Consider the following 22,178-nt stretch of genomic DNA (forward strand, 5'->3'; position numbering starts at 1 on the left):
CTCATTTAGCTGTTTCCATTACCAAAGCGCTTGATCAAATCTTCCGGACGGAGATTTGAGATAAACTCACGGAAGGCTTGCTGTTCTGCTTCATCTGCATCCCGGTCAACAGGGATAGACGCATCGGAAACCACTTCTTCCATCACCCAGATTGGGGAGTTAGTGCGCAGCGCGATGGCGATCGCATCGCTAGGACGCGCATCAATTTCTTTTTTGGTTTCGCCTTGTTGGATAATTAAGGCAGCATAAAATGTGTCCTTTTGTAAAGAGTGAATAATCACCTTTTCCAGAATCATCGAACATGACTCTAAAAGATTCACAATTAAGTCGTGGGTCAAAGGCCTGGGAGGCTTTTGATTTTCTAGTGCCCCCATAATTGCCCTAGCTTGTTCCTGTCCAATATAAATTGGTAAAGCACGGCGATCTGAGGCATCTTTCAAAAGTACGATCGGACTGCGGGTTATGGCATCTAATGCTATGCCAGCGACTCTCATTTCAATCATTGCCTAAGCCTCTACAATACTGTGAATGATTGGACACTCTGTGATAAATAATACCTTTGATTTGGGTAAGTTGGGCGGAAAAATAAACATAAGCATTGTTCTCTATAATTGCTTCTATTAAACTCCGAACTTGTTGTGAACACCAGAGTAATTCAAAGTCATCTAAGCAGATAATAACCTCCTTAACCAAGTATGCCTTGAGAATGATGTGAATGTGTTAATAAATTTATAATATAAACCGTCTGAAATTATACTTAAAATATTGGTGATTCATGTCAGAATTACAGTGAATTTTGGGCAAAATTAGGCAATAAATACAATTAGTTTGAGAAAAAGCCGTGTTTACAGGATTAATCCAAGCTTTAGGAACCATAAAACCCGTAGGGGGAGACTCTTGGCAAATTACCTTTGTCCGTCAGTCTTCTGTTGTGATTATGGAGGATTTGGCTTATGGCGACAGCGTTGCGGTAGATGGGGTTTGTTTAACAGTAGAAAAAATTTTCCACAATGGCTTTATCGCCACTGCTTCGCCGGAGACTCTCCGCCGCACTACCCTGGGAAATGAGCAAACACAACAGAAATACGTCAACTTAGAAGCGTCGCTGCGGGTGGGTGGTAAAGTCGGGGGTCACTTTGTTATGGGTCATGTAGATGGTATAGGTCAATTAGTAGAGGCCCAGCAAACGGCTAGTTCTTGGGAAATGACCTTTGCAGCACCCGAAGCGATCGCGCGGTATATTGTCCCCAAGGGTAGCATTGCTGTGAATGGTATCAGCCTGACAGTAGCTCTATATGATCCCGAATTATATCAGTTCACAGTGGCAGTCATTCCCCTCACCTATGAGGAGACCAATCTCCGCTATCTTTTCCCTGGCAGTTGGGTAAATTTAGAGGGGGACATTCTCGGCAAATACGTAGAAAAATTTGTTTCTCCTGGCAAAACACACAGTAAAAACGATATAGTGACACCTGATTTTTTAGCAGAACATGGCTATTTGTGAGTAGGTAGAGAGACGATTCATTATGTAATTTTAAAAACCACTGTGGGCTAGAGGAGATTTAAAGCTTGTGCACAGAACACCTCTGTTTGGGTGGGAAAACTCCTCTAAATAAGTTGGCTGGATGAATCAATAATCCCACGCGCTTATAGCCGTGGGAGTGTCAAGGTAACCCAAACTGATGGTACCCGGTTCGAGGTAAATTTCTGGTGTTGTTATCTCATTTGGCTCATTTATGTCAAAACAAACGTGGAGATTTCCCTGGGTTGTTACGCCCACTACAGTGCCTACAAGATTATTGATGTATACCTGCTCACCAATATTTGTCAATAAATCTAAATATCGAGATAAGAGTACACTTATTCCTTCTTGACACAGACAGTCTATACCGGATTGTATTCCTAGTAAAACTGTTTTCGTGAGCATTTCCAGAGAAGAAATAGCCTGATGAGGCTGGGAAGCCTGCCAGGATTGGAGATTCATCCCCGTATCTGGTACTGGGTTAGCCCAGTTAATACCGACGCCAATTACTGCTTGTGTGATCTGTCCGTTATGGACTTTTGTTTCTGTCAAAATTCCGCCGAGTTTTCGACCCTGCAGGACTAAGTCATTGGGCCATTTAATCCCCACACTGATGCTGCACTGACGCAACAGAGCAGCAATTCCCCAAGCACTAGCCAAAGTCAGCTGATAACTATCAGCAGCCGCTAGTTGAGGAACAATACCCACCGAAAGATATAGTCCCCCCCTAGGAGAAATCCACGTACGACCCCATTGTCCTCTACCAGAAGTTTGCTCAGTTGCAATTACTATAGAGTTTTTATCAGCCCCATCCTTGAGCAAGTCCCACAGGGTCTGATTAGTTGAAGGAACACTTTCAAAAATATGTAGGGAAGATGGCACACAAGTATAATTAAGTTCTGATTTGTGCCTAGTTTCTAAGAGTTGCCGAATGGCTTGGTCACGCGAGCTATCAAATCCCACAGCAGTTAACCCAAATCACGTTCTTCAAGTTAGCATTAATTGACTGATGTTGATTTTTGTTTAGGTTTGGTTCAAGATGCACACTTGGCATTGGCACAATTGGCAAGGATTACCCTATCTTACTTGTAGTGTTCTGAAAGATTGGCATCACGGCTTTTTTACTCAGCAGTTTTGGCCGCGCTCACCTGAAGATTTGACAACAGTTCTGCACCCAAAAGCATTAGCTTATCGCCTCAAACAGGTACATGGCAATATTGTTCTCACCCCAGAAGACATTGAGAGGAGGACGGGGGAGGATGATTCTGGTCTAGTTTTGGGGGATGGTGTGATCAGCCAACAGCCACTACAAGCTGTTTGGGTAGCTAGCGCCGATTGTACACCTATATTGATTGGTGATGTTAAAACTCGACAAGTAGCCGCACTACACGCAGGTTGGCGGGGAACAGCTGCGAAGATTCTTCCCGTGGCTATTACCCGATTACAAGAACAAGGTAGCAAACTGGATGACTTACGCATTGCCATGGGACCTGCGATCGCAGGTGAGGTTTATCAAGTTTCTTTGGATGTGGCTGCCCAAATTGGTGCTAGCATTATACCCTATGCACAGCCACAGCAGATTATAGAGGCTTTGCATGAGTTACCACATTCACCCTTATTGGTAGACCCAGAGCCGGGAAAGGTGAGGTTGGACGTGCGGCGAGTCAATGTTTTACAACTGGAAAGCTTGGGTATGAGCGCTGAACAAATAGCGATCGCTCCTTACTGTACTTACCAAACTCCAGAATACTTCTTTTCTTATCGTCGGGAGCGACAGAAAAAAATTCAATGGTCGGGAATTGTCAGCGCCATAGACCCAGATATATTGTGATCTTTGATAAGCTGTAAGCACTGGTACGAGGAGTCTCTGTTGTACTATGAACTGGTTGTTTACGGGACGTTTAAGAGTAGATGAAGTAACGGTTAAGATTGCGGATTTGCCAAAATCTTTACAGGGTATAAAACTGGTACAGTTGACAGATTTTCACTATGATGGTGTGAGAATTTCTGAAAAACTGTTAGCACAAGCGATCGCCGCTAGTAACAAGGCTGAACCCGATATAATTTTATTAACTGGTGACTATGTAACCGACGATCCCACACCCATTCACCAACTAGCCTTACGACTTAAAGATTTACAAAGTCGCTCTGGTATTTATGCCGTACTCGGTAATCATGATATACATTACCAGCACTCAAAAACAGAAATAACATCTGCCCTGAATAACATAGGGGTTAATGTCCTGTGGAATGAAATCGCCTATCCTTTAGGACAAGAGTTACCAATTGTAGGACTAGCTGATTATTGGTCACGGGAATTTAACCCTGCACTAGTTATGAACCAACTCAACCCTAGTACACCCCGCATTGTTTTATCCCATAACCCGGATACTGCTAAAGTTTTGTCACAGTGGCGAGTAGACTTACAACTATCTGGACATACCCACGGAGGTCATATTGTCCTACCAGGAGTTGGTCCGGTGATTTTCCATTATCAAAAGCTGCTAAAACAACTTCCTCAAAAAGTGCGCCAATGGGAACCAATTTTCCTAGCAAACTGCTCAAAAGTAGTCCGATATTGGGAGTGGGCAAAAGGTTTTCATCAAGTGTTGGACAATCAATTATATGTCAGCCGTGGCTTAGGAACTTATAGTCCAGGACGTTTATTTTGTCCACCTGAAGTCACTGTAATTACCTTAATTGGCGACTAGTTATTTATTATTTAATCATAAACCGCCACAAGTTACGATGGAAAAGTATCAGTAACCCATGGCGGCTTATTAGATATCTAGTGTTTAGATGAAATTTCAAAAACAGGGTGAATTAACTCAAATAAAGTGGACAATTTTCGCAACCATTGATATGACAATTGCTCATCCTTAATTACTATCAACAGGCATATCTAGCTGGAACTTCCAAAACCTCCAAAAACAACGTCAATTAACTTAACTCAAGGTGTAAAACTTTGACGACAGGATGTCACAACTGAGTTCTGATTGCGAGTTCATTAGAGCGGGAGGTACAGGCTCCAATTTATAGGTTTTTTAATTAACTTTTAATTCCTTTGTACCTTATTTGTAATTTAGCACCCTCTATTCAATTTGTGTAAGATATTTACCAAACTTGAACAGCATTAACTTTCTGTCATATTTTTGTAAATTATCTTAATATTTCCCTGACTATGGGCTGAAATCATCGCCAACGCCTGTTTACCCTCAGTAGTTTTTTGATTTGGTAACAGCATCTTGATAACAGGGATTGACGCTGGAATATGAGTCTGGATGACCTTGAGTATGTGGAATCAGGGGATCGGCTGACATTCCGTTCTAAGGATGCAGCTTTATTTAAATCGGAAGTAGCTCTATATTCAAACCCGAGTTGAGAACAAACAAACCCCCGATACTTGTAGGCTTCAATATAGCGGGGATTGAGGCTAATAGCTTGGGTAAAATTTGCGATCGCCTCCTCATATTGTCCTCTACTGGCATTCTCCACTCCCCAATTATAAAAAGTTTCAGCATCCCAGCGCTGAATAGATATATTTACCTGATGAATTGAAAGATTTGTAGGCGAAGCAGAAGGCACACTGGTAGTGTTTAGATGTTCAGACTTGAGTTTCTTGTAAGCTAGATTGATTTCTTTGATTTTTGACTCTGCTTCTTGTTTATCCTCATGGTTAAAAAAGCGATCAGGATGCCAAATCTTCACCAACTGACGGTAAGCTTGCTTCACCTGTTCCTGTGACGCACCCGGATTCAGTCCTAAAACTTCATAAGCATGATTAATATCAAGGTAATCGCTCATACTGAAAGAAACAGGCAACTATAAGATATATGTTAACTACTCCCCTAAATTTTTTGCACTCAAACCAAACCCCTCATAGTGGATACCATTGGGACGGTAGTAGTCGCCGCTTCTTTGAAGGTTGGTATTATCGCGTAACTTTACCTGATTGTGGTCAAACCTTCGCCTTCATGTACTCTATAGAAGACCCCATTGGAAGCCAACCCTATAGTGGTGGTGCGGCTCAAGTGCTCGGACCCAATGATGAGTATATATGTCGTACTTTTCCTGATGTCAAGAAATTTTGGGGTAGTCAAGATGTTCTCGCATTAGGTCATTGGGGTAAAACCGACCTCAACATTCCACCTTTATATCTCAAACCCAGGGAGTTTAAACATCATGTCCAGGAAGGCTATCAAGCTACAGCCTCCTTAAATCAAGGGGAGATTTACGATCCCGGTACTGGTAATTATTGCCGTTGGCTATACGACATTCAGCCGATATACTACTGGGGAAATCAAAATAGTCTTCAGCAATCAACTGCCGGTTGGCTGTCATCTTTACAGATTTTTGAACCTGGGTGGCAAATTTTGATGGCTCACGGGTTAGCAAGTGGTAGGATTGATTGGAACGGTAAAATCTATGAATTTACCAATGCGCCGGCTTACGCAGAGAAAAACTGGGGCGGTGCTTTTCCCCAAAAATGGTTTTGGTTAAATTGTAATTACTTTGATGATCAACCCGATTTAGCTTTAACAGCTGGCGGTGGTAAGCGTGGTGTATTGTGGTGGATGGAATCTGTGGCCATGATTGGCTTACACCATCATGGTAAGTTTTATGAGTTCGTTCCCTGGAATGCAAAAGTAGAATGGGATATTCAGCCCTGGGGGAGATGGCAAATGCGAGCCAGAAACTTAGATTATGAAATTGAATTGACGGGAACCACGCTTTTACCTGGTACACCCTTGCGTGCGCCGACAGCAAATGGTTTATTATTCTGTTGTCAGGATACCATGCAAGGAAAATTAAATTTGGAGTTACGAAAATTAACTAGTAGCAAATCTCAAACAATCCTCAGAGCAAACAGTTCTTTGTGCGGTTTGGAAGTAGGCGGAGGTTCTTGGGATAATTCTTGGCAGTCTAGCTAAAAAAACTGCTATCATGGTAAGTGCTTGCACCTTGTATTTGGGGCTGTAGCTCAGATGGATAGAGCGAGCGCCTCCTAAGCGCTAGGTCGCCGGTTCGAGCCTGGCCAGTCCCGTCATGACAAGATGATTGAATCAATAAGAAAGTCGGAAATGGTATTTCATCTTCCGACTCACTTAATTATATGGTATCAACTGCCATATGTCCTGTTAATCCACCTTTGGCTGTGTATTATCTAAAAACATCGGCGTTGCATCACAGTATGAATGATCTTTCAGGCATCAATCAGCCCAGCTTATACCCGTAGATTCCCGCGGAATCTAGCAGGAAGCGCGTTACAACCAAAGGTAAGAGTGTTCAGAACTCACCGATGGGGATTTCATAACTGAATTTAGGAACGCAAAAAAAATCACTCGATATTTGGGTAAATTTTTCTCAAATTAGCCTACATAATTATTTATCTTTTTTTTCAGGTAAAATTTTCGACTCAACAGACTAAAGTATAGAGCCTTGAAGAATCATCTATTATTTTCAGGTCATTCACTTCGGTTTATGGTTTTCGCCCTACCTCTATTAATGTGGTTGGGATACCTGGAATCCCAAACTAAAAATTTACCGCCCCAAGCAGTATTAGTTTTAGGTGGTTCTACCTCACATTTAGAACGAGAAAAGTTTACAGCCAATTTTGTCCGTGACCATCCAAGTTTACCAATTTGGATTTCTGGTGGTAGTCCACCTAGGTCAACTCAGAATGTGTTTGCTCAAGCTGGAGTTGATCCCAAACGATTACACTTGGATTATCAAGCTGTAGATACTGTAACAAATTTTACTACACTAGTAGATGAGTTGCAAGCTAAAGGTATTAAGAGTGTTTATTTAATTACTTCAGAATTTCATATGCGCCGCGCCCGTGTGGTTGGGGAGATAGTTTTGGGAAGTCGTGGTATTCAATTCAAACCTGTACCAGTACCTTCAAAAAAGGTCAATGAACCCTGGGATAAATCTATCCGTGATGGGATGAGGGCTTTAGTTTGGTTGGCTACAGGTTACACGGGAGCAGAACATATGAGAAAGCAATGAATTAGAGGTGAGGGACTGGAAAAAAATTTCTTTCTCAGTCTGATTATACTGACATTTCTTGTATTAGAACATAGGGCTGAACAATCAGAGTCTGAAATCTTTTGGTGCGATCGCTATTCCAATTCCCCATTTGTGTATTTGAAGGTTTAGCTATTAATTCCCCATCAATCCATGCTTGCACTGATGAAACCTGATCACTAGCGATCGCCACTCCCACATCAAGCAAGTCTAAATATTGTGTGACTAAAATCACTGCATCCCTTTGTACATGAGGAATTAACCAATCCCACTCAGCCTCATCCAGATTTTCTGTTAGTTGTGTTCTTAAATCGGACATAATTCCCCATTTAGATATTTCTGCGGCCGATTGTACCCTAATTTTTGCCCTGAGATTTTGTTGCCATCTTGAGTCGGTTAGCATATTTTTCAGCGTCCCAAATCATGCAACTGATTAATTACCGTAGCACACTGATCTGTCACAGCTTGTAATTCCTCTTTATTGGTAGAGCTGGGTGCATCAATTAATTTGCCAATCCGAATAGTTAAGGGAACTGGACGAGGTATGGAGCCTGTTTGTAATATCTTCTCAGAACCCCATAAACTCACCGGTAAAAATGGTGCTTTAGCCTTGGCCGCCAAGAGAGCCGCCCCTCGTTTAGGATCTGTGATCTTCCCATCGGGAGTGCGAGTACCTTGCAAAAAAACACCTACAGCCCAGCCATTATCAAGGTACTCTAGGGCTGAACGAATAGAATTGCGGTCAGCGCTACCGCGACTCACCGGGTAAGCACCATACAATTTAATTGCTTGTGCTAAAACAGGGACTTGAAACAACTCTTCCTTAGCCATGTAAGCCACTGGACGACGTACACAATTAGAGACAATGGGGGGATCAAAGTAACTAGCATGATTACTGACTACCACCAGTGGCCCTGACTTAGGGACATTTTCCACCCCATAAATTCTCCCCCGAAAGTAAGCATGAAGCATAGGGCTGACAATAGACCACTTAAAAGCGTGGTAAAGTGCCAAACTGATCAAAGGTTCGCGGGTTCGAGACATAGAGAAATGGGATATAGGGTATTGGGGAATGGGGAATGGGGATAGGGTATGGAAAATCTCAATCTTGCCCAGCAGCCTAGACTCCGCAATCTACGTGGGCTTTACTATCCCCTATTCTGGCAACTCTGCTGCATTACGGACATTTCTGAGGATTAAATCCGGTGTAGTGCGTTTAATCAAGTTAGTTAGCACATTACCGGGGCCAATTTCCACCACTTCCTCAATACCCTGTGTTGCTAATTCCAAAGAAATTTCTCGCCAGCGTACTGAACCGGTCATTTGTTGGCTGAGGCGCTGCTTGATTATTTTCGCATCAGTGGATGGAATCGGATTTACGTTAGACAGTACGGGTATAACAGCCGGCTGAAATTCTACTAATTCTAGAATGTCTTGGAACTCTGCGGCCGCAGCTGCCATCAAGGGTGAGTGAAATGCTCCAGAGGTTTTTAAGGGTATAGCACGTTTGGCTTTAACTTGGGAAATTACTGTTTTGACAGCCTCTGGATTACCAGAGATTACTACCTGAGCCGGACTGTTATCATTAGCCAAAACTGCATCTGGTGTCTGAGCAAGAACTAATTCTAACTGTTCACGGTCAAAGTTCATCACAGCAGCCATCATTCCACCAGCGGCACTATCCATGAGTTCAGCACGACGCTTGACCAGGTGTAAGCCAGCGGACCACTCAAACACACCGGCAATGTAAAGGGCGATATATTCACCTAAACTGTGACCAGCAACTATATCTGGTTTATGTCCCCGTTCTCGAAGGATATCAGCCAGGATAGTTTCCACCACATAAAGACTTGGTTGTGTGTAGAGAGTCCGTGATAACTTTTCTTCTTCGTTCTGACATAATTCTATGACAGACCAGCCCAAAATTGCTTCAGCTTCGGCAAATTTATCTTTAGCGGTAGGTATATCTAATAAGTCCATTCCCATTCCCAGGGCTTGAGAACCTTGTCCGGGAAACACCCATGCAGTTTTAGTCATTAGTCGTTAGTCATTGCTCATTGGTCATTGTTTATTGGGGTGAGTCTAGTTTTTTCACTTTTGAGTTTTAACTATCTTCCCCACTGAAATATGGCTGCGCCCCAAGTGAGTCCGGCACCAAAGCCAGATGTTGCAATGATGTCATGAGTTTTGATTTTGCCTTGGCGCACGGCTTCATCTAGGGCTAGGGGGATAGAGGCCGCAGAGGTATTGCCATAATTAGCCAGATTGCTAATTACCTTGTTTTCTGGAATATTTAGGCGTTGGGCAACGGCATTAAGAATGCGTTGATTGGCTTGATGCAAGATCAGCCAGTCTATTTGCTCAATAGTCAGATGAGCTTTAAATAAAGCTTTATCAATAATTTCCGGTACTTTTTGCACAGCAAAGCGGTATACTTCTTTGCCATTCATGGTTATGGGCTGGTAAGTACCTTGAGTGATATTTACATTGGGCAGCAGTTCTAGGGCGGAGGGGGTATAAGCAAGATTGAGGTAGCGGTTTTGAGTACCATCGCTTTTGAGGGAAAATCCTAATAGGCGATCGCTGTTATTAGCTTGCAGTACCACCGCTCCTGCACCATCACCGAACAGTACACAAGTCCTGCGGTCTTGCCAATCCACCCAGCGAGAGAGGATATCGGCGCCAATTAGGAGTACGTTTTGATAAACGCCTGTTCTGATATATTGGGCTGCTGTGACTAGCCCAAAGACAAATCCAGAGCAAGCAGCCGTTAAGTCAAAGGCGACTGCTTTGGTTGCTCCTAATGCGGCCTGAATTTGACAAGCACTGCCAAATAAATCATCAGGGGTGGATGTGGCCAGCAGAATTAAATCTAGGTCTGTTGCCTTTATGCCCGCTGCTGCGATCGCTTGACTACCCGCATCAGCCGCGAGGGTGCTCACGGATTCCGATGGCAATGCTAAACACCGTTGACTAATTCCGGTTCTTGTGGTAATCCACTCGTCCGAAGTTTCCACCAGTTCAGTCAGATCCTGGTTACTGAGGTGATTTTTTGGTACTGCCGAGCCGCTACCTGTAATTGCTATGCCTAACTTTTCCACTCCTAGTCTCCCAAGCTATAAGAATTTTAGTCATGAAAATTTTTATTTTTTTCCAGCTATTAATCGCTAGTTTTCTGACTAATTTCTAATTGGTTTCCTGCTGTAGGATTTCATATTGGGACTGAAGTCTTTGCAGCACCCGATTATCTACAGCTTCTTTTGCCATGCGAATGGCGTTAAAAATAGAAGGAGCTTGAGAGCTACCGTGGCCAATAAAACAGACTCCAGCTACGCCTAACAGCAAAGCACCGCCATGTTCTGCATGATCCATGCGCTGTTTAACTCGCTTCAGATTGGGTTTTAAAATTGCCGTACCAATTTGACCATGCAATCCTTGGGGCAATTCTTCCCGCAGGATTTGCAGAATCACTTCCCCCACGGCTTCGGCAAATTTCAACAACACATTACCCACAAAGCCATCGCAGACAATTACATCAAAGTTACCAGAAAGTACATCACGCCCTTCAGCATTACCAATAAAATTAATTTGGGAATTTTCCCTTAATAATTGATGGGCGCGCAGGGCGACCTCATTACCCTTAGTGTCTTCTTCGCCGATATTCAACAAACCTACCTGGGGATTGGTAATACCTAACACATACTGGCTATAAGTTGACCCCATGACAGCAAACTGCTCTAAAAACTTAGGGCGGCAGTCTACATTGGCGCCAACATCAAGTATGAGTACTGGTTTACCGGCTTTGATTGTGGGGAAAACCGTACCAATGGCTGGGCGGTCAATTCCCGGCAATCGTCCCAGGCGGAGCAAAGCTGCTGCCATAGCTGCCCCTGAGTGTCCCGCAGAAAACACGGCATCTGCCTGCTGCTGCTTGACTAAATCCATCGCCACATTAATAGAAGCTTTGCGTTTGCGTCTCACCGCATTCAAAGGCTCCTCATCCATTGCGATCGCTTCCTGTGCAGGAACGATCTCTACCTGCTCCAAATTAGTGTTTGGGGGCAGGGCGGCTGCAATTTGTTGGGGATCACCAACTAATAATACTTTTACACCCAATTCGTCACTTGCCCGCAGCGCGCCAGTAACGATTTCTCCGGGTGCATGATCCCCTCCCATTGCGTCAATTGCTATCCGTACGGCAGTCAATCCCATTGCTTAGAGCTACTAGAAACCTTACAAATTTTACCAGATGGCTTTGCTGAAAAACCGAGAGTTTCTCACTGCCATATTCTTCCTGTTAATATTGCAACATATTTTAGTAGCTAAGTGGCAACTTTTCAGGGATTGGGGCGCACCGATTAAGAAGTCAAAAATTTCCCCTCACAGCCTATGCCCTGCTCCTGGTTCCCTACTGGGCTAATACCCAATTAACTAGGGTGCGGACGCCATAGCCCGTAGCCCCTGAGCTATTGTAGCCGTTTTCCTTATCTGTCCACACTGGGCCAGCAATGTCTAAGTGGGCCCAAGGGGTATCTTTAATGAACTGTTTGAGGAAAAGGGCTGCAGTAATGGAACCCCCAGGACGCGGACCGGTATTTTTCATGTCCGCAATCCCGGATTTCAACCCTTCAAAATATTTTTCTTCCATTGGCATTCGCCACAGTTTTTCCCCTGCGGTTTCAGCAGCTTGTTCGAGTTGGGAAGCTACAGCATCATCGGGGGTATATAAGCCGGCAATGTCATCACCCAAGGCAATCACACAAGCACCGGTGAGGGTGGCTAAATCAACCATGGCATCTACTCCCAATTTATCTGCATACACCAAGGCATCGGCTAAGGTCAAACGCCCTTCAGCGTCGGTGTTGTTCACTTCTATGGTTTTGCCGTTAGATGCTCTGAGGATGTCCCCTGGGTGCATGGCGTGACCGCTAATCATGTTTTCTGTGGCGGCTGAAATGAAGTGAACTTCTACATCTGGCTTGATTTGGGCGATCGCCTTGGCAGCACCCAAGGTCGCACCAGCACCACCCATATCAATTTTCATAGTTTCGATACCGCTACCAGCACCTTTAATATTTAGTCCGCCGGAATCAAAGGTTAAACCTTTACCAATAATTGCTAGTTTCCGTTTCGGTGTACCTTGGGGTTTGTAGGTGAGGTGAATAAATTTTGGTGGTAAGTCTGAAGCTTGGGCAACTCCTAAAAAGGCACCCATACCTAACTTTTCGCAGTCTTCCCGTTCCAGAATTGTTACCTCTATGCCGTGTTCAGTCGCGATCGCCCGGGCTGTTTCTGCTAGGGTAATTGGTGTTACCTCATTGGCTGGTGCTGCCACCAATTGCCTAGCTAAGATTACCCCGGAGACGATATGATTAGCGAGGGTAATGGCTGCTTCTTGTCCACCCAGTCCCAGTAAATCTACTGTCTCAATTTTTGCTCCTTTATCTTCTGGCTCAGATTTAAAGCGAATGTCCTGATAAAGGGCTAGTTGCGTACCTTCAGTTATAGCTTGAGCAGTTGCTGCTGGCTGATTATTCCACAGGGGAAAACTCAAGGCGAGAGTTTTGCTTTTTTGCTTTTTTGCCACCCTGGCCACAGCAGCAGCCGCACGTCGCAGGGTTTCTAATTTCAGGGCTTCTGGTTTCCCCAAACCCACTAAAATTACTTTACGGATAGAGCTACCAGCACTAACACGGGTGAAAATGGTGCTGTAGGGTTTGGCGGTAAATTCTTCTTCGGCAATTAGTTCTTTTAACACCCCGGCAAACTGCTCATCTAATTTTGCCAGGTCTCCAGTTAACTCAACTGCATCTTCAAATAGTCCAATTGCCAAACTATCGCCTGCCCAATCTAGCAAAGGCTTGTCACTAGGTTGAATTTTCATTTTGTGATTTTATCTAGGTTTTCCTGCTTGTACCAGTATTACCTAAAATTCTATTTTCGCTTGGGTGGAAAATACCAAACAGTGAAGCTAATAGTTTCAGGGAACAGGGAACAGGGAACAGGGAATAGGGAACAGGGAATAGGCAATTGATGTGTACTTCATTAGCCTAAAAAAGGCTTTAATGTATAATTTTTTTATAGGAGACTGTATAAAACTGTCAATAACTCACTAAACCAAAGTAGTGAAGCTGACTGTCAAGTAAGTAAAGCTAATAGTTTCAGGGAACAGGGAACAGGGAACAGGGAACAGGGAATAGGGAATAGGCAATTGATGTGTACTTCATTAGCCTAAAAAAGGCTTTAATGTATAATTTTTTTATAGGAGACTGTATAAAACTGTCAATAACTCACTAAACCAAAGTAGTGAAGCTGACTGTCAAGTAGTTGTGATGTTTCTTAATAATATCTCAGATGCTTGCTGCCTGTATTGGTTAAACTCATGCCTACCTTAACAATCCACCAACGCCTTGATGCACTATTACCGAAGTTACAAGATACGCGGCTCCTGAGTAACCGTGGTATTGGTAACGAGATTGGTTTTTATATCTTTGATTACGATGCTGAATATGAACCACTGGTACATGAGTATATTGAGGGTTTAAAGTCGCAATTGATCAATCCACCCAGTGGGGTTATTTTCCTGGAAGTTAATCTCTATCGGACCATTCTGGAGATATTGCAAGAAAGAAAGTTGCTTGGAAGGGCTTTTGAGTTGGAGGCCAATAAGGGGAATGCAGCTTTAGCTAAAACTATTGCACCACTTGTTAGACCTGAGCAAGTTATTACCCATATCCAGAAGCAGTTACAGGGTGATGAACAGTTGGTGTTAATGACGGGAGTTGGTGCAAGTTGGCCCCTTGTGAGGTCACATACGATTCTGAATAACCTACATCCTATCCTGGATAAAATCCCCCTGGTGATGTTTTTTCCTGGTTCCTATGATGGCCATGAGCTACGCCTGTTTAACACTTTTAAAGATGACAATTACTATCGTGCTTTTCCTTTAATTCCTCACAATTACGTTTATGAATATTAGTGAACTATTTCAAAAAGATATTAACCGTAACATTAATGGTGTTATCAAAGTAGGACAGCAGGATGACCAGAATATCCGTCAGGAGTTGGAGGAGTATGTTGTTACTCGTGAACTAGATAAACACTTCCGAACTTTTTTTGACCGCTTTACTGATGCCCTGAGTAATCCTACTGATAAAATGGGGGTGTGGATTTCTGGTTTTTTTGGGTCGGGTAAATCGCACTTTTTGAAGATTCTTTCTTACCTGTTAGAAAATCGCGATTTGGGTAGTAGTTGTGCTTTAGACTATTTCAACGCTGAACGTATTCCTGACCCGTTATTACTGGCAAAAATTACCCAAGCTGCACAAAGTTCTTGTGATGTAATTCTTTTCAATATTGATTCTAAGGCGGATGCTAATAATAAAAACCATAAGGAAAGTATTACTAAAGTTTTTCAAAAAGTCTTTGACGAGCATTTAGGTTATTTTGGTACAATACCTGCAATTGCTGAATTTGAACGCCAGTTAGATAAACAAGGTAAATATCAAGATTTTAAAGATGCCTTTCAAGCTGAAAGTGGCTTGGTATGGTCAGAAAATCGCGATGCTTGGGGGTTTTATCAGGATGCGATCGCCGCTGCTTTACAAGTGAGTACGGGGATGAGTGCAGATGCAGCTAACCGCCTCTTAGATTTCAATGAACAAAATTATAGTTTAAGCCCGGAGAAATTCGCCCAAATAGTTAAGCAATATTTAGATGGTAAAAGTCCCCAACACCGGTTAATTTTTATGGTGGATGAGGTGGGACAGTATATAGGTGAAGACAGTAAGCTGATGTTAAATCTTCAGACGGTAGTAGAAGATTTGGGTACACACTGTCAGGGTAAAGCTTGGGTAGTGGTAACATCCCAAGAAGCAATGGATGAGATTACCAAAAACAAGATTAAAGGTGAGGATTTTTCTAAAATTATCGGGCGTTTTTACCGTCCTCTGAGTTTGTCATCTGCGAACACAGACGAAGTAATTAAATTGCGGTTACTGGGTAAAACTGATGCAGCACAAACAGGACTAGAGGCTTTATATAACCAAAAAGTTGCCATCCTGAAAAACCAAATTACCTTTACTCAAGATAGTGCTGATATGCCAAGATATAGCAGTATAAAAGATTTTACTGCGGCTTATCCCTTTGTTCCCTACCAGTTTACCTTATTGCAGAAAGTGTTTACCCAAATTCGCCTCATGGGTTCTGCGGGTAAACATTTAGCATCGGGAGAACGTTCTTTACTTGATGCTTTTCAGGTCGCTTCCCAAGCAGTAGCAGGAAAGCCTCTAGGTGTACTAGTTCCCTTCTACACCTTTTATATGGCAATTGAAGGATTTTTAGATACTGCTATCAGCCAAGTTATTAATCAGGCTACAGGTAACCCACAATTACAGACTTTTGATATTGACTTGTTAAAAACATTATTCATGGTCAAGTATATCAAAGAAATCAGGGCAAACTTGGATAACTTGACCACTTTAAGTTTAGGTCACATTGACGAGGATAAAATATTACTCAGACAGCAAGTAGAAGCTGCATTAGGACGTTTAGAAAGACAGACTTTAATTCAGCGCAATGGTGATGAATATATTTTCCTCACCCATGAAGAACAAGACATTGGTAGAGAAATTAAAAATATCCAAGCTGATGCTGGTAAAGTGAGCAAAGAGATGCAAACATTGGTTTGGGAATCAATTTTTACTGACAAAGAATTAAAATATGGTCGTCATAGATATCCATTTAGTCGCCAGCTAGATGAACAGACCTCTGGACAGCAAACAAATGACTTGACTTTGCATATTGTCACCCCCTATGCAGAAAAGTACGCCGCTATGCAAGAGGATGATTTTTGTCTAGGTATTACGGGAGGAGGTTTTGAGGTATTAGTAAGATTACAAGATGACCAACGCTTGCTTGATGACCTGAATACCTTAGTGAAAACAGATGAATACTTGCGTCTAAAAAATAGTAGTAGTTTGACTCCCAACATCCAAAGAATTTTAATGGCGCGGGGGGATGAAAATAATCAGCGGCGCGAAAATATCAAAAACACCTTAGAAGATTTAATTGCGGGTGCAGATGTATTTGCTTATGGAACTAAAGTAGAAATTCGTGACCGGGATGCAAAAAACCTATTAATAGAAGGACTAACCTATTTAGTCAAGAACGTTTATCAAAAATTAGGTTATGTTGCTAGTGGGTTTGAAACCGAAGAACAAGTTACTAATGCATTGACTCGTGATAGCGAAGAAAAAAACACTGCTGAACAACCAGTTAATGCAGCTGCTCATATTGAAATGCGTACTTGGTTACAGGACGAATCTCGCGCCTATCGCCAAGTTACAATTAAAGGATTAATCAATAAATTTGCTGTTCGTCCTTACGGGTGGTCACAACTGGATACCCTAGGAGTGATGGCGGAGTTGGTTAATCAAGGTGTAGTACAACTGCGATACGCACAAGGTAATGTCAATCTGCGAGAAAAAGGTTTAGTTAAAACATTACGTTCTCGTCAAGGTTTAGATACATATATAGTGCGACTAGCTGATGTTATTGACCCAACAAGTTTAAGAATAGCCAAAGATTTGGCTGGTGACTTACTAAATGGGAATATACCCAGTGACCCTCAACTACTATTTGAAAGTTACAAAAAAGCTTTATCAGCACGAAGTAAACAACTGGAAGAATGGTTAGTTGAGGTGCAGAAGCATAGTTTACCTTTTAGGCAATTATTGCAGACAAATTTAGATTTGTTGGGAGAGCTATTAACTAAAGATGGTGCGCCGGATTTGTTCCGCAGTATTCGTACTAAACAGGATGAAATAGAAGAATATATTGAGGATGTGGAGAAGCTGCAAAATTTCTTTACTGGACAGATTAAATTATTTCAACAAGTGCGACAGGATTTGCAGGATTTAGAACTAGAACTGCGCCATGTTACAGAGCCGGAATTACTCAAGCGGGTAGAGTCTGTTAAACAGATTTTAGCAATGCCTGACCCTACGGACAAGATTCCTGAGTTGGCGATGTTGCTTAAACCTGTGAAAGACAAAGTACAGGGAGTTTTGAGTAAACGAATTTATCAAGTGGAGACTAAGAGTAAAGAATTGCGGGAAAAGGTAAATGAGTATATTACCTCTGCACATCCAGAGGTTGCTGAGAAGTTAGATTTTAGCAGTATTACACAACAAATTGAGCAGGTTGTTAGTTCCAGTTCTCAGGTAACGAGTATTGATTCTGCGATCGCCCGTGAAGCAGAGTTACAAGGAATGTTACCATCATTGCTGACTAAAATAGACCAGCAAGCAGAGCAAATTATTCAAGTTATTCAAACTCAGGTACAAAGTCCAGGTGATAAGTCCACACCAGCAGTCAAAACTAAACCCATTGTGGCGGTACAGGTGGTAAAAGTTACCACTAAATTAGTATTAGAGACTCCCGAGGACGTTGATAATTATGTAGAAGCTTTGCGTCAGGAGTTGTTACATCAAATTCAGCAGAATAACAAGGTGAGACTGGAATAATTTAACTATTTGCTACTTGTTGCTACTTCCAAGGCTAAATGTAACCATTGATTCCGGTGGTTGAGCGAAGTCGAAACCATGATCGCCCGAATTTGCTACTTCCAAGGCTAAATGTAAACATTGATTCCGGTGGTTGAGCGAAGTCGAAACCATGATCGCCCGAATTTGCTACTTCCAAGGCTAAATGTAAACATTGATTCCGGTGGTTGAGCGAAGTCGAAACCATGATCGCCCGAATTTGCTACTTCCAAGGCTAAATGTAAACATTGATTCCGGTGGTTGAGCGAAGTCGAAACCATGATCGCCCCAATAATCTCTAAAATCTCTTGGGGTTATCTTGACCTCACTTCCTCCCCCTGATATTGTTCCCTTCGACTTCGCTCAGGGAACATATTGATTTCAGCACTATCTCAGGATTTAAAACTTTAACTGTCATGAATCGCACTACTGTTAAAAACTTTGCAAATTGGGCCCGTGGTTACTTAAAGCAACAAATAGCAGCGCGTGCTGCTCAATTCGGTGTCACTCGGAAAACAATTATAGAACCGCAATTTGTTTCTGGTGGTTTATTGGTAGCTGGACAAATCCTTAACACTGCAGAAGCTAACCAATATCAACAGTTAAAATTACGTTTAGATGAATTATCCCAACAGCAGGAGAACGCTAAAACTCCAGGAGAGAAATTAGCTAAAGCTGTAGAATTATTAATTGATGAAATTGCTTACACCTGGTTTAACCGGTTAGCAGCCTTGCGGTTTATGGAGGTAAATAATTATATTGGGCGGGTGTTGAGTAGTAGTGACCCGAATTTAGTAGACCCTGATATTTTGCGGGATGCTTACTCTATTGCGGAGATGGAAGAGTTACCAGGATTAAACCTGGAAACACTCACCCAGTGGCGTAAGTTTGCTAGTCGAGAACCTAACCCCGATGGGTATATTTATCGTCGGATGTTGTTAGCTCAGTGTGAAGCTTTATCAGCAAGTATTCCCACCTTATTTGACAAAAAGAAAAATTATCAAGGTCTATTTTTACCGATAAATCTGCTTAATCAAGATTCAATTATACGGCGATTTGTTAAAGATATTGCTGAGGAGGATTGGCAAGATATCGAAATAGTAGGTTGGCTATATCAGTTTTATATTTCTGATCGTAAAGATGAAATTATTGGGGCGAAATCTAAAATTGAGGCTCAGGATATCCCCGCCGCCACCCAATTATTTACTCCTCGGTGGATTGTCCAGTACATGGTAGAAAATAGCCTAGGGCGGTTGTGGTTGGAGTCTCACCCAGAGTCAAAGTTACGGGAGAAAATGCCCTATTTTTTAGAGGGTGGGAAACTGGGCGATGTTGGTCGTGAGTCATCGGTGATTAATTCTGTGGAGACAGTAGGGGAAACAAAAGAACCTTTACTTGAACTTCTTGATCAAGCTGAAAAAACCTCTTTACCTTTGCACTCCCGCAATACCTCCCCTAGTCTTCCCCAGACTCCCCAAGAATTAACAGTAATTGACCCTGCTTGTGGTAGCGGACATATTTTAGTATATGCCTTTGATTTGTTGTTAGAAATTTATAAGGAACAGGGTTATTTAGAAAGGGATATTCCCGCACTGATTTTAACTCATAACTTATATGGTTTAGATATTGATGAACGGGCGGTACAATTGGCTAGTTTTGCAGTTGTGATGAAAGCACGGGCGGTTAATTCGCGGATTTTGCGGAAACCTCCGGCTTTGAATATTATGACTGTGGGATCTACCCGTAGTCAGGTTTTACCTCCAGTACCTGAATTAAATCCTGAAGATTGGGAACCTTTACTAGATGCTTTTGAGGATGCGGATAGTTTAGGTAGTTTGATAACGCCACCAGATTTTGATGGTGATAAGTTGCGTAAGCAATTAGATGATCTCCAGGGGAGTAATCCTATTTTTAAGGAAAGTGTTATTCCCCTATATAATTTGATTTCTCAAGCTGAATTGTTGACGAAACAGTATTGGGTTGTGGTGGCTAATCCACCTTATATGGGGAATAAGAGTTTAAATGAAGTTTTAAAGAAATTTGCTAGTAAAAATTATCCTGATTCTAAGTCAGATACTTTCTCTATGTTTGTTGAACGTTTTTTGAGCATGATTTTAGAAAACGGATTTATTGGTGTAATGACACCTTTTACATGGATGTTTTTAAGTTCTTATGAAAAACTACGTAAAACCATATTAAATAATACTACAATAACAAGTCTGGTTAGACCAGAATATCATGCTTTTTTCGATTCTGCTTATGTACCAATATGTACTTTTACCCTTTTAAATAGAGCTTTACCACAATATCAAGGAACTTTTATTGATCTTAATCAATTTTATGGAACAGATTTACAACCAGTTAAGGTTTTAGAAGCTATTAAAAATCCTGATTGTGGGTATCTTTATTATGCCAAGTCTGCTGATTTTGCGAAGATTCCGGGGTATCCTATTATTTATAATCTTTTAGATCAGTTTAGAAATTCTTTCCAAAATAATAAATTATTATCTGATTTTGGAGGGTTTAAGAGAGGAACGTCTACATCAAATAATGAAAGATTTTTAAGATATTGGCATGAAGTTAAATTATTGGTTAAAACCGAGCCACCATCAAATAAATGGTTTCCGTATAATAAAGGTGGTGAGAAACGGCGATGGTATGGAAATTTAGACTACTTAATAAACTGGGAAAACAATGGGGAGGAAATAGCTAACCATAAAAAATCCTACCTCAGAAATGTTGAATACAATTTTTTACCTTCTATAAGTTATACTTCACTGACTTCGGGTGAACCATCATTTAGATTTTACAGAAATAATGCCCATGATCAGGCAGGAAACTTTTTTCCATTAAACGATATTGAAACCCTAGAATGTTTATTATCATGCCTTAATTCAAAGCCAATCTTACAAATAATTAGCTTGCTAAATCCAACATTAAATATTCTAATAGAAGAATTAAATAAAATTCCAGTAATACTTACTGGGTCTAAATTAGATATATCACAGCACTGTATATCTATATCAAAACAAGACTGGGACAACTTCGAGACCTCCTGGGACTTCCAAACCCACCCATTATTACGCCACAAGACCAAACACCTGAGTGAAGCCTTTGACATTTGGCAAAACCAAGCAGAAACAGCCTTCCGAGAACTGCAACACCTAGAAGAAGAAAATAACCGCTACTGGATAGAAGCCTACGGACTGCAAGAAGAACTCACCCCAGAAGTACCCGACGACCAAATTACCATCCGCAGAGCCGACCTAAACAGAGATATCCGTTCCCTCATCTCCTACGCCGTCGGCTGTATGATGGGACGCTATAGCCTAGATCACCCCGGACTCATCCACGCTGGTCAACCCTTTGACCCCGGACTACACCAAACATTTACCCCCAGCAGTAATCCCATCATACCCATCACAGACCAAGCATACTTTGATAAAGATATTGTTACCCAGTTTATGGAATTTATGCGAGTTGCATACAGTCCTGACACCCTCATGGAAAACCTCAACTTTATCGCCAACGCCCTCACCCAGAGAAATGATGAAACCCCAATAGACCGCATCCGGCGCTACTTCCTGCAAGAGTTCATCTCTGACCACATCCGAACCTACAAAAAACGCCCCATTTACTGGTTATTCACCAGTGGTAAAAAACAAGCCTTTGGCGCATTAGTCTACCTCCACCGCTACAACCAAGACACCCTCGCCCGTCTGCGGATGGATTACGTATTAGAATTACAAGTGAAATTAGATGGGGAAATGTCCAGAGCGCAACAACAATTAGACAGCGCCATAGCCACCACCACCAAGAAAGCAGCCAGTAAACGCCTTAAAGAACTACAAGAACAACAATTAGAACTAAGGGAATACCAAGCCAAACTCCAACACTTAGCAGATACACGCATTAAAATTGACCTTGATGATGGAGTGGCGTATAACTACACCCTGTTTAAGGGGTTAGTTTATGAAGGTACAGATTTAAAAATGGCAGATTTAGAAAAAGCATCAAAATGGAAACGGGAGTTGTTAAAGCAAGATAGTTAGTTTAACTAGCTTTGGTCAAAAAAATTCAATCAA

The 22,178-nt window shown here is 42.0% G+C and carries 17 protein-coding genes and 1 tRNA gene; 9 read left to right on the forward strand and 9 right to left on the reverse strand.

Annotation, left to right across the window (positions count from 1 at the left end):
- Nucleotides 1-5 precede the first annotated feature (5 nt).
- Entirely contained in the window at nt 6-503 is a 498-nt protein-coding gene (locus IM676_RS11675) for a bifunctional nuclease family protein (protein ID WP_200987072.1), read from the reverse strand.
- Nucleotides 504-841: 338 nt separating this feature from the next.
- On the opposite strand from IM676_RS11675, the gene IM676_RS11680 reads away from it, so the two are divergent.
- Nucleotides 842-1,504: a riboflavin synthase gene (locus tag IM676_RS11680; protein WP_200987073.1), complete on the forward strand. Its 663-nt coding sequence runs from the start codon at nt 842-844 to the stop codon at nt 1,502-1,504.
- A gap of 126 nt (nt 1,505-1,630) precedes the next feature.
- Here IM676_RS11680 and IM676_RS11685 read toward each other — a convergent pair whose 3' ends face one another.
- Nucleotides 1,631-2,485, reverse strand: a complete 855-nt coding sequence (locus tag IM676_RS11685) for a biotin--[acetyl-CoA-carboxylase] ligase (RefSeq protein WP_404799794.1) — start codon at nt 2,483-2,485, stop codon at nt 1,631-1,633.
- A 76-nt stretch (nt 2,486-2,561) separates the two neighbouring features.
- Between IM676_RS11685 and pgeF the strand changes: the two genes are divergently transcribed.
- Nucleotides 2,562-3,353 carry a peptidoglycan editing factor PgeF gene (gene pgeF / locus IM676_RS11690; protein WP_200987074.1) on the forward strand — a complete coding sequence of 264 codons (792 nt, stop codon included), beginning with the start codon at nt 2,562-2,564 and terminating at the stop codon, nt 3,351-3,353.
- Between the two features lie 46 nt (nt 3,354-3,399).
- Entirely contained in the window at nt 3,400-4,233 is an 834-nt protein-coding gene (locus tag IM676_RS11695; protein ID WP_200987075.1) for a metallophosphoesterase, read from the forward strand.
- Nucleotides 4,234-4,714: 481 nt separating this feature from the next.
- On the opposite strand, the gene IM676_RS11700 is transcribed toward IM676_RS11695, so the two are convergent.
- A complete protein-coding gene (locus IM676_RS11700; RefSeq protein WP_200987076.1) occupies nt 4,715-5,326 on the reverse strand; it encodes a J domain-containing protein in 612 nt (203 codons plus the stop codon).
- Nucleotides 5,327-5,355: 29 nt separating this feature from the next.
- Between IM676_RS11700 and IM676_RS11705 the strand changes: the two genes are divergently transcribed.
- The 3 genes from IM676_RS11705 (at nt 5,356) to IM676_RS11715 (ending at nt 7,531) form a co-directional block, all read left to right on the forward strand.
- Nucleotides 5,356-6,453, forward strand: a complete 1,098-nt coding sequence (locus tag IM676_RS11705; protein WP_200987077.1) for a tocopherol cyclase family protein — start codon at nt 5,356-5,358, stop codon at nt 6,451-6,453.
- A 39-nt stretch (nt 6,454-6,492) separates the two neighbouring features.
- Nucleotides 6,493-6,566 (forward strand) — tRNA-Arg (locus tag IM676_RS11710).
- Nucleotides 6,567-7,003: 437 nt separating this feature from the next.
- Nucleotides 7,004-7,531, forward strand: a complete 528-nt coding sequence (locus IM676_RS11715) for a YdcF family protein (protein ID WP_200987078.1) — start codon at nt 7,004-7,006, stop codon at nt 7,529-7,531.
- Nucleotides 7,532-7,574: 43 nt separating this feature from the next.
- Here IM676_RS11715 and IM676_RS11720 read toward each other — a convergent pair whose 3' ends face one another.
- The 6 genes from IM676_RS11720 to IM676_RS11745 all read right to left on the reverse strand — a co-directional run bounded on the left by IM676_RS11720 (nt 7,575) and on the right by IM676_RS11745 (nt 13,433).
- On the reverse strand, nt 7,575-7,868 hold the full coding sequence (locus IM676_RS11720; protein ID WP_200990183.1) for a DUF2288 domain-containing protein: 294 nt from the start codon (nt 7,866-7,868) through the stop codon (nt 7,575-7,577).
- An 89-nt stretch (nt 7,869-7,957) separates the two neighbouring features.
- On the reverse strand, nt 7,958-8,593 hold the full coding sequence (locus tag IM676_RS11725; protein ID WP_200987079.1) for a lysophospholipid acyltransferase family protein: 636 nt from the start codon (nt 8,591-8,593) through the stop codon (nt 7,958-7,960).
- 111 nt (nt 8,594-8,704) lie between these two features.
- Nucleotides 8,705-9,586 carry an ACP S-malonyltransferase gene (gene fabD / locus IM676_RS11730; protein ID WP_200987080.1) on the reverse strand — a complete coding sequence of 294 codons (882 nt, stop codon included), beginning with the start codon at nt 9,584-9,586 and terminating at the stop codon, nt 8,705-8,707.
- Between the two features lie 71 nt (nt 9,587-9,657).
- Nucleotides 9,658-10,650 carry a beta-ketoacyl-ACP synthase III gene (locus tag IM676_RS11735; RefSeq protein ID WP_200987081.1) on the reverse strand — a complete coding sequence of 331 codons (993 nt, stop codon included), beginning with the start codon at nt 10,648-10,650 and terminating at the stop codon, nt 9,658-9,660.
- A gap of 85 nt (nt 10,651-10,735) precedes the next feature.
- A complete protein-coding gene (plsX, locus tag IM676_RS11740) occupies nt 10,736-11,761 on the reverse strand; it encodes a phosphate acyltransferase PlsX (protein WP_200987082.1) in 1,026 nt (341 codons plus the stop codon).
- 196 nt (nt 11,762-11,957) lie between these two features.
- Nucleotides 11,958-13,433 (reverse strand): leucyl aminopeptidase, encoded by a 1,476-nt coding sequence (locus tag IM676_RS11745; protein ID WP_200987083.1) that lies wholly within the window; start codon nt 13,431-13,433, stop codon nt 11,958-11,960.
- A gap of 498 nt (nt 13,434-13,931) precedes the next feature.
- Between IM676_RS11745 and IM676_RS11750 the strand changes: the two genes are divergently transcribed.
- From IM676_RS11750 to pglX, 3 genes are all read left to right on the forward strand, one after another.
- The gene (locus tag IM676_RS11750) at nt 13,932-14,528 is read left to right on the forward strand and encodes a DUF1788 domain-containing protein (RefSeq protein ID WP_200987084.1); all 597 of its coding nucleotides are present in this window, start codon (nt 13,932-13,934) and stop codon (nt 14,526-14,528) included.
- Nucleotides 14,518-18,075, forward strand: coding sequence for a BREX system P-loop protein BrxC (gene brxC, locus IM676_RS11755; RefSeq protein ID WP_200987085.1), 3,558 nt, complete (start codon nt 14,518-14,520; stop codon nt 18,073-18,075). The genes IM676_RS11750 and brxC overlap by 11 nt, the downstream gene beginning before the upstream one ends.
- Nucleotides 18,076-18,509: 434 nt before the next feature.
- Nucleotides 18,510-22,145: a BREX-1 system adenine-specific DNA-methyltransferase PglX gene (pglX, locus tag IM676_RS11760; protein ID WP_200987086.1), complete on the forward strand. Its 3,636-nt coding sequence runs from the start codon at nt 18,510-18,512 to the stop codon at nt 22,143-22,145.
- Nucleotides 22,146-22,178 lie beyond the last annotated feature (33 nt).

Origin of the sequence: Anabaenopsis elenkinii CCIBt3563 (genome assembly GCF_015245355.1) — a bacterium.
Lineage (GTDB): Bacteria > Cyanobacteriota > Cyanobacteriia > Cyanobacteriales > Nostocaceae > Anabaenopsis > Anabaenopsis elenkinii.

Excerpts from the sequence above, each read along its gene's own strand:
- IM676_RS11675 (WP_200987072.1), bottom strand. The coding sequence starts at position 503 with ATGATTGAAATGAGAGTCGCTGGCATAGCATTAGATGCCATAACCCGC.
- pgeF (WP_200987074.1), top strand. The coding sequence starts at position 2,562 with ATGCACACTTGGCATTGGCACAATTGGCAAGGATTACCCTATCTTACT.
- IM676_RS11695 (WP_200987075.1), top strand. The coding sequence starts at position 3,400 with ATGAACTGGTTGTTTACGGGACGTTTAAGAGTAGATGAAGTAACGGTT.
- IM676_RS11700 (WP_200987076.1), bottom strand. The coding sequence starts at position 5,326 with ATGAGCGATTACCTTGATATTAATCATGCTTATGAAGTTTTAGGACTG.
- IM676_RS11705 (WP_200987077.1), top strand. The coding sequence starts at position 5,356 with ATGTTAACTACTCCCCTAAATTTTTTGCACTCAAACCAAACCCCTCAT.
- IM676_RS11715 (WP_200987078.1), top strand. The coding sequence starts at position 7,004 with ATGGTTTTCGCCCTACCTCTATTAATGTGGTTGGGATACCTGGAATCC.
- IM676_RS11720 (WP_200990183.1), bottom strand. The coding sequence starts at position 7,868 with ATGTCCGATTTAAGAACACAACTAACAGAAAATCTGGATGAGGCTGAG.
- IM676_RS11725 (WP_200987079.1), bottom strand. The coding sequence starts at position 8,593 with ATGTCTCGAACCCGCGAACCTTTGATCAGTTTGGCACTTTACCACGCT.
- fabD (WP_200987080.1), bottom strand. The coding sequence starts at position 9,586 with ATGACTAAAACTGCATGGGTGTTTCCCGGACAAGGTTCTCAAGCCCTG.
- plsX (WP_200987082.1), bottom strand. The coding sequence starts at position 11,761 with ATGGGATTGACTGCCGTACGGATAGCAATTGACGCAATGGGAGGGGAT.
- IM676_RS11745 (WP_200987083.1), bottom strand. The coding sequence starts at position 13,433 with ATGAAAATTCAACCTAGTGACAAGCCTTTGCTAGATTGGGCAGGCGAT.
- IM676_RS11750 (WP_200987084.1), top strand. The coding sequence starts at position 13,932 with ATGCCTACCTTAACAATCCACCAACGCCTTGATGCACTATTACCGAAG.
- brxC (WP_200987085.1), top strand. The coding sequence starts at position 14,518 with ATGAATATTAGTGAACTATTTCAAAAAGATATTAACCGTAACATTAAT.
- pglX (WP_200987086.1), top strand. The coding sequence starts at position 18,510 with ATGAATCGCACTACTGTTAAAAACTTTGCAAATTGGGCCCGTGGTTAC.